The sequence below is a fragment of the Burkholderia sp. Ac-20349 genome (assembly GCF_017104865.1).
GTDB lineage: Bacteria > Pseudomonadota > Gammaproteobacteria > Burkholderiales > Burkholderiaceae > Burkholderia > Burkholderia aenigmatica.
The window spans coordinates 1-6,662 of sequence record NZ_JAAGPM010000242.1 but is presented as its reverse complement, the minus strand read 5'-3'; the positions used below and the strand labels follow the sequence as shown (position 1 = coordinate 6,662).

5 protein-coding genes and 1 pseudogene are annotated in these 6,662 nt (G+C 68.4%); 2 read left to right on the top strand and 4 right to left on the bottom strand.

Annotated features, from left to right (window positions below; all coding sequences use genetic code 11):
- Positions 1-10 precede the first annotated feature (10 nt).
- The 4 genes from G3N61_RS37435 to G3N61_RS37420 form a co-directional block, all read right to left on the bottom strand.
- Positions 11-730 carry a molecular chaperone gene (locus G3N61_RS37435; protein ID WP_205824928.1) on the bottom strand — a complete coding sequence of 240 codons (720 nt, stop codon included), beginning with the start codon at positions 728-730 and terminating at the stop codon, positions 11-13.
- Between the two features lie 15 nt (positions 731-745).
- A complete protein-coding gene (locus G3N61_RS37430; protein WP_089450228.1) occupies positions 746-1,243 on the bottom strand; it encodes a spore coat U domain-containing protein in 498 nt (165 codons plus the stop codon).
- A gap of 592 nt (positions 1,244-1,835) precedes the next feature.
- Positions 1,836-3,041, bottom strand: a complete 1,206-nt coding sequence (locus G3N61_RS37425) for an MFS transporter (protein WP_043182218.1) — start codon at positions 3,039-3,041, stop codon at positions 1,836-1,838.
- A gap of 735 nt (positions 3,042-3,776) precedes the next feature.
- A complete protein-coding gene (locus G3N61_RS37420) occupies positions 3,777-4,688 on the bottom strand; it encodes a LysR family transcriptional regulator (protein WP_205824927.1) in 912 nt (303 codons plus the stop codon).
- 162 nt (positions 4,689-4,850) lie between these two features.
- Between G3N61_RS37420 and G3N61_RS37415 the strand changes: the two genes are divergently transcribed.
- Positions 4,851-5,771 (top strand): pyridoxal-phosphate dependent enzyme, encoded by a 921-nt coding sequence (locus G3N61_RS37415; RefSeq protein ID WP_205824926.1) that lies wholly within the window; start codon positions 4,851-4,853, stop codon positions 5,769-5,771.
- A gap of 385 nt (positions 5,772-6,156) precedes the next feature.
- Positions 6,157-6,662 (top strand): annotated as a pseudogene (locus G3N61_RS40370) (hypothetical protein); the annotation flags it as partial.

The following is a 6,662-nucleotide window of genomic DNA, read 5'->3' as shown; positions in this document are numbered from 1 at the left end:
CACCGGCGGTCTAGCCCGGCGGCTCCACCGCGACGACCGCGCTGGCCGGCTGCGAATTGACGGCCGCCCGCACCGTGACCTTGCCGCCGAGCGTAACGCCGGCCGGCAGTGGCACGCTCCATTGGCCCGTGCGGCCCGCGAGCGCGTAGCCGAGCAGCCCGTGCGTGAGCGGGTACGCGTGGCCGTCGCCGGTCACGAGCTCGACCGATGCCAGCTGCGCGCGGCGCGCGCCGCCGTTGCGCACCCGCAGCACCCAGCCGCCGTTGTTGCGCAGCAGCGCCCAGTCGAGCTGCGGCGCGCCGTTGGTCGCGGGCTCGACGAACACCGGAATCGAATAGCGCAACCGGATCGACACGCCGTTGGTCGGCGCCTCGCCCGGCTGCGGCAGTTCGTCGATCAGCAGCCGGTAGCTCTGCTCGATGCCGGAGGGGGCGGGCGACGCGCGCACGACCCGGATCAACTGCTCGGATTGCGTACCGACCTCGATCAGCGGCGGGCTCGCGACCAGATCCTGCGTGGGCGTCAGCGTGTCCTGGCCGTCGGCCTGGTCCCAGCGGAAGACGCGCACCTGCCCGTACACGGGGCGCTCGCCCGGATTGCGCAGCGTGATGCCGGTGGCCGTGTCGTCGGTGCCGAATTCGATCGTGACGGGGGAAATCTGCAGCGACGCGGCGTGCGCGGTGCCGGCCGCGCACAGCAGCGCGGCGAGCGTTCGACGTAATGCGGTCATGCGTGGCGGTGCCGGTCAGAAGTAGACGGTTGCGGTGACGGTCGTCTGATAGGTGTCCGGCTTCGGCGTCGCCTGCGCGGGCACCTGGCCGTAGACGGTCAACGCCTGCGCGGCGCCGGTGCCGGTGCCGGCCACGGTGTTCGTGCCTTGCGTGTTGCCCCAGATCGTCGTGCGCCCGGCGTCCTGGTAGAGCTGGAAGCCGACGGTCGTCGTCGTGTTGCCGGTCGACGTGCCGGCCATCAGGCGGCTCGCGACGCTCGACCCCGTGACCGAGCCCGCGTCGAGGCCGACGTTGTACGGCGTCGTGTTGGTACAGGTGACGTTCACCGTCGTCTGCTGGTTGATCGCGGTAGCCAGCACCCCGTTGGTCCCGAAGGCCAGCGGGTTCGCGGCGATCGTGCAGTTCGGCTGCAGCGTCAGCGTGACGTTGAAGGTGGCGGTCGCCGTGCCGTTCGAATAGGTGGCGGCGTCGGCGGCAGGTGTCGACAGGCCGATTGACAGCGCGAGCGACAATGTCGTGGAAGCGATGGCGACTTTCACTCTGATTCCTCATCGAGCGGTTTTTCATTGGATTTATGCCGCGCTTCGCATGCCGCGGCATTGCGAATGCTGATACGAATTGCCGAGTCTTTCAATCTTGATCGCGCGGCTGTTTCATTTTGTTACAGTCAAATCGGGAATCGATTGAATAAGGCCGGAAAACATTACGGTATTGGATTTTTTCGCTTATGCGGCGGATGAAATATTTTCCTGTGATGCGGAAATTAATTCGTGGTTTTTGCGGGGTGCGATACGATTTTTCCGATTGGCGTCGTGAGTTGAATTGACGCTTGTGCAATTGAATGATTGGGGTATCCGGTGAAATGTAATGCGGCGGAGATGAATCATTCTGTCGGATTGAATCGTTTTCACTCATCCATTAATGAATTGAATTTTTATCGCGGCGGAATGCGCCGATATTCAGGTTTCTTCCGGTCGAGGTTGAAGAATCGGCGAAACGGAATTGACGGTTGAAAACGAAGACGGCCGCATCGCGCGGCCGTCAGCGTGTTTGCCGCGAGGGGCGGCAGGTCGTCGCGCATCGCCTGCGCGCGACGACCCGAGATTATGAATTCGCGGCGGCCGGTGCGCGGCGCTGCTGTGCGATCTGCAGCACGACGAGCGCGAGTCCGGCCGCAGCGATCAGCCCGCCGACGAGCGGCACGGCCGCGTATCCGAAGCCGGCCGAGATCGCCGCGCCGCCGGCGGCCGCGCCGAGCGCGTTGCCGAGGTTGAACGCGCCGATGTTGACGGCCGACGCGAGGCCCGGCGCTTCGTGGGCCGCCCGCATCACGCGCATCTGCAGCGGCGGCACGACCGCGAACGTCGCGATACCCCACACGAGCAGCGTGACGGCGGCGCCGGCATGCGTGCTGGCGAGCAGAGGGAACGCGGCCATCGTGGCGATCAGCAGCAGCAGGAAGCCGATCAGCGTGCCGTCGAGCGCGCGGTCGGCGAGGCGCCCGCCCGCGATGTTGCCGATCGAGAAGCCGACGCCGATCAGCACCAGCATCGCGGTCACGAAGCCGGGCGTCGCGCCGGTCAGGTGTTCGAGCGTCGGCGTGACATACGTGTAGAGCGTGAACATCGCGCCGGCGCCGAGCACGGTCGTCCCGAGCGCGCCGAGCACGACCGGGCGCGTCAGCACCGAGAGTTCGGCACGCAGGTCGGGCATCTTGCCGGCTTCGCCTTTCGGCAGCGCGGCGAGCAGCCCGGCGATCGCAACCAGGCCGAGGCCCGCGGTCGCCGCGAACGACATGCGCCAGCCGATGATCTGGCCGAGCCAGGTCGCGGCCGGCACGCCGCCGACGTTCGCGATCGTCAGGCCCATGAACATCGTCGCGACCGCGCTGGCCTGCTTGTCGCGCGGCACGAGGCTGGCCGCGACCACCGAGCCGAGCCCGAAGAATGCGCCGTGGTTGAGGCTCGTCACGAGGCGGGCGAGCAGCAGCGTCGTGTAGCCCGGCGCGAGCGCCGACAGCAGGTTGCCGATCGTGAAGATCGACATCAGCGCGATCAGCGCCGAGCGGCGCGACCAGCGCGCGAGCAGCAGCGTCATCAGCGGTGCGCCGACCATCACGCCGATCGCATACGCACTGATCAGCATGCCGGCTTGCGGAATCGACACGTGCACGCCGTCGGCGATCACGGGCAGCAGGCCCATCGGCGAGAACTCGGTCGTGCCGATGCCGAACGCACCGGCGGCGAGTGCCAGCAGCGGTAGCGCGGCGCTGCCGGCCGGGCGGGAAGGAGAGGAAGAGGTGGGGTTCACGCGATGAGCTCCTGTAGTCGAGGAACAACGGCACGGGGCCGGTGAGGACAGGGCGAAGTGTGCCTGGATGACTTTTGCGGAAAAAGCCGCGTACGGACGAAATTATCTTGATTTCATCTCAACAATGCAGCGTGCGTATGAAGCGTGCTGGTGGAGTCGGTGAACGAGGGTGCTGGGTGAAAGCAACGTGTAATGAAAAGGGCGCGGCTTTTGGCCGGGAGATCGCGATTCTTCGGCGGTTTCACGTGGACTGACGGTCGCTTCGCCCGGTGCTCCGGCAGTCGTCCGCCGGCTGTCCGGCGACGCATGGACGTGCGGATCGGGCGGGCCGGCCAGGGGACGGCCATCCCGCTGCGCGAGCGTCGCATCATTGCCGATCAACCTTTGCAGACAAGGCGCGCGGGCAAAAAAAGCCCCGGCCACAGGGGGACCGTGACCGGGGCAGAAAGGCATCCTCTCTTTGGCACGAGGGTTGGATGCGCGCGAAGTATATTTCGACGCATGACAATTCGAACCGGCGTTAAACGGCCGTTTTTGGTGTCAATTTAAAAATGCCGGCGCTGCGGCGCCGTCCGTCAGTTTTCTGAAAGATTTTTCTCGCGCGCGATGTCGGTGTTTAGCACGCCACGGCAGCTAAACCAACGGTTTGACGGAGGGCGATGTCCGGCCGTCGAGCGACGGAGCAAATCGTGCCGCTCGATCGTGTGCCGGACGCGTCGGACGAACCGCGCCCGGTCAGCCCGCTTCGCCGGCCGCGTCGCGCACGGCCTCGAGAAACCGCGCGACGATGGGCGAAGGGGGCACGGCCGCGCCGTCGAACACGAACTCGATGTCGAAGCGGCTCGCGAGTTCGTCGAGCGCGACGAGCCGGACCGTGTGCGGACAGGTCGGCGACGCGCTTTCCGGCACGAACGCACAGCCCATCCCGGCCGCGACGAGGCCGATCAACGTCGGAATGTCGCTGCCGACCTGCGCGATACGCGGCGTGAAGCCGGCCTGCTGGCACTGCGCCATCAGGAACCGGTGGTGCGCGGCCGAGCGCTGCGCGTCGAACCAGACGAACGGCTCGTTCGCGACGTCGGCCAGCGTGCGCGGCGCGGTGAAGCGTCTGCCGGGCGGCGCGGGCATCGCGAGCACGAAGCGGTCGCTCAGCAGCCGCACGCCCGACAGGTGCGGCGCCTCGTCGCGACGCCACGCCATGATCCCGCCGTCGAGCTGGCCGCGCACCAGCGCGCTCGCCTGTTCGGCCGACAGCATCGGCGCGATCGACAGCTTCACGTCCGGGCACGTGTCGCGAAACGCCTTGAGGACGTTCGCGACGACGGGCAACGGCAGGCAGTTCGGCAACGCACCGAGCCGCAGTTCGCCCAGTTGGCCGGCCGCGCAGCGCAACGCGCGCTCACGGCTGTCCTGCAGCGTCGCGAGCAGGCCGGTCGCGTCCTGCAGGAAGCTTGCGCCGGCCGCCGTGAGCGTGACGCCCGTTGCGCGGCGCACCAGCAGCGGCGTGCCGATCGCGTCCTCGAGTTCGCGGATCTGTCGCGACAGCGCGGGCTGGACGATGCCGGCCGCGCGGGCGCCGGCCATCACGCTGCCGGCTTGTGCGACGGCCACGAAGTAGCGCAGGTGACGCAGTTCGATCTGGCGCATACGGTATCAGCTCTCGTTCGTCGATATACCTGTGAAGCATAGCAAACGCCATTCGATGGTATTGGAAAGCATGGGGAGCGTGCCGTACGATGACCGTCATTGCCGCTCGCGCTCGCGCTCGCGAGTCGCGTGCGTTTCCTCCGTTCTCATTGGTCCCGTCCCATGCCGCTTCATATCCCGACCCCTTATATCCGCTCGCAAATCGCGTCCCGCCGGCTCGGCAGGACCATCCGGCTGAAGCTCGATGCGCTGCAGCCGTCGGGCTCGTTCAAGCTGCGCGGCATCGGTGCCGTCTGCGAAGCACGCCATGCGGCCGGCGCGCGGCGCTTCGTGTCGTCGTCGGGCGGCAACGCGGGCATCGCGGTCGCGTATTGCGGCCGCGAACTCGGCGTGCCGGTGCTCGTCGTCGTGCCGGAAAGCGCGTCGGCGCGTGCGCGTGAGCTGATCCGCGTGGAGGGCGCGGAGCTCGTCGTGCACGGTGCGAGCTGGGCCGAGGCGAACGCGTTCGCGCAGTCGGCGCTCGGCGAGCATGACGCGTTCGTGCATCCGTTCGACGACCGTGTGCTGTGGCAGGGCCACGCGACGATGATCGACGAGATGGCCGCGGCCGGCCCGAAGCCCGACGCGGTCGTGCTCGCGGTCGGTGGCGGCGGTTTGCTGTGTGGTGTGCTCGAAGGGCTGGCGCGCAACGTCTGGCATGACGTACCGGTGGTCGCGGCCGAAACGGAGGGCGCCGACTGCTATGCGCGCTCGCTCGCGCAGGGGCACCCGATCGAATTGCCGGCGATCGCGAGCATCGCGACGTCGCTCGGCGCGAAGCGGCCGTGCGATGCGGCGGTCGAATGGGCCGCGCGGCACGAGATCCATCCGGTCGTCGTGTCCGATGCGGACGCGGTGGCCGCGTCGCTGCGCTTCCTCGACGAGCACCGGATCGTCGTCGAGCCCGCGTGCGGTGCCGCGCTGGCCGCGCTCGAGCGGCCGGTGCCCGTGCTCGCGTCGGCGACGGAGATCGCTGTGATCGTCTGCGGCGGCGTGACGGCGACCGTCGAGCAGTTGCAGACGTTGCACGCGACATTGCGGTAGGCGGAGCGGCAGGTGCAAGCCGGCCTGTCGGGTGACGGCCGGAAATCACGGTGATCGTTCGCGGCGGCGTGACGGCGACCGTTGCGCAGATGCAGACGCAGCGCGTGACGTTGCGGCAAGTGGAGCGGTCGGCGCAAGCCTGCCTGTCGGGTGACGGCCGGATATCGCGGTGATCGTTCGCGGCGACGTGACGGCGACCGTTGGGTAGATGCAGACGCAGCGCGCGACGTTGCGGCAGGTGGAGCGGTCGGCGTAAGCCGGCCTGTCAGGTAATCGCCGAATAGCTGCCGATCCCGGCGAACATGGACGTCGGCAGCGCATGCCCGCCGCGAAGCGCTGGCACTGCCCGCGGCGCGGAAATTCCTGTGAGGAAAGAAGGGGACGGGTGCGTATCGTCGCGCTGCGCCGGGTGCGGCCGCGCGCGACGATACGGGCGGCCGGTCAGTTTGCTGCCGGTGCGCTCGCGCTGGACGGTGCGGACGAGGCGACGGGGTTGGCGGCGGCAGGGGCGGGCGATGTGCTCGACGGTGCCGATGCCGATACGGGCGCCGATGCGGCGGACGTGGGGGCAGTCGTGGCCGGGGCCTGCGTCGCAGCGGCGTGCGCCGATGCTGCTGCGGCAGGTTGCGATGCCGAACTGGAAGCAGGCGCAGGCGCGGAAACCGGCACGGGAGCCGGCGCCGAGGCGGATGCCGATCCGGAGGCCGGTGCGGGCGTCGACGAGGCGGCCGGAGCGGATGCCGCACCCGAAGCCGGTACCGACCCCGAAACCTCGGCGTTCTACGTGCGCGACGGCGACGAGCGCGTCTGCCTGTTTCGCGCGTATGCCCAGCGTGCCGTCCACACCAACGTGCGCGAAGGCGACCGTTTCCCGCTCGAGGTCGGGGCGGC

Bases quoted from the DNA above. Each gene is read 5' to 3' on its own strand.
- G3N61_RS37435 (WP_205824928.1), bottom strand. From the start codon at position 730: ATGACCGCATTACGTCGAACGCTCGCCGCGCTGCTGTGCGCGGCCGGC.
- G3N61_RS37420 (WP_205824927.1), bottom strand. From the start codon at position 4,688: ATGCGCCAGATCGAACTGCGTCACCTGCGCTACTTCGTGGCCGTCGCA.
- G3N61_RS37415 (WP_205824926.1), top strand. From the start codon at position 4,851: ATGCCGCTTCATATCCCGACCCCTTATATCCGCTCGCAAATCGCGTCC.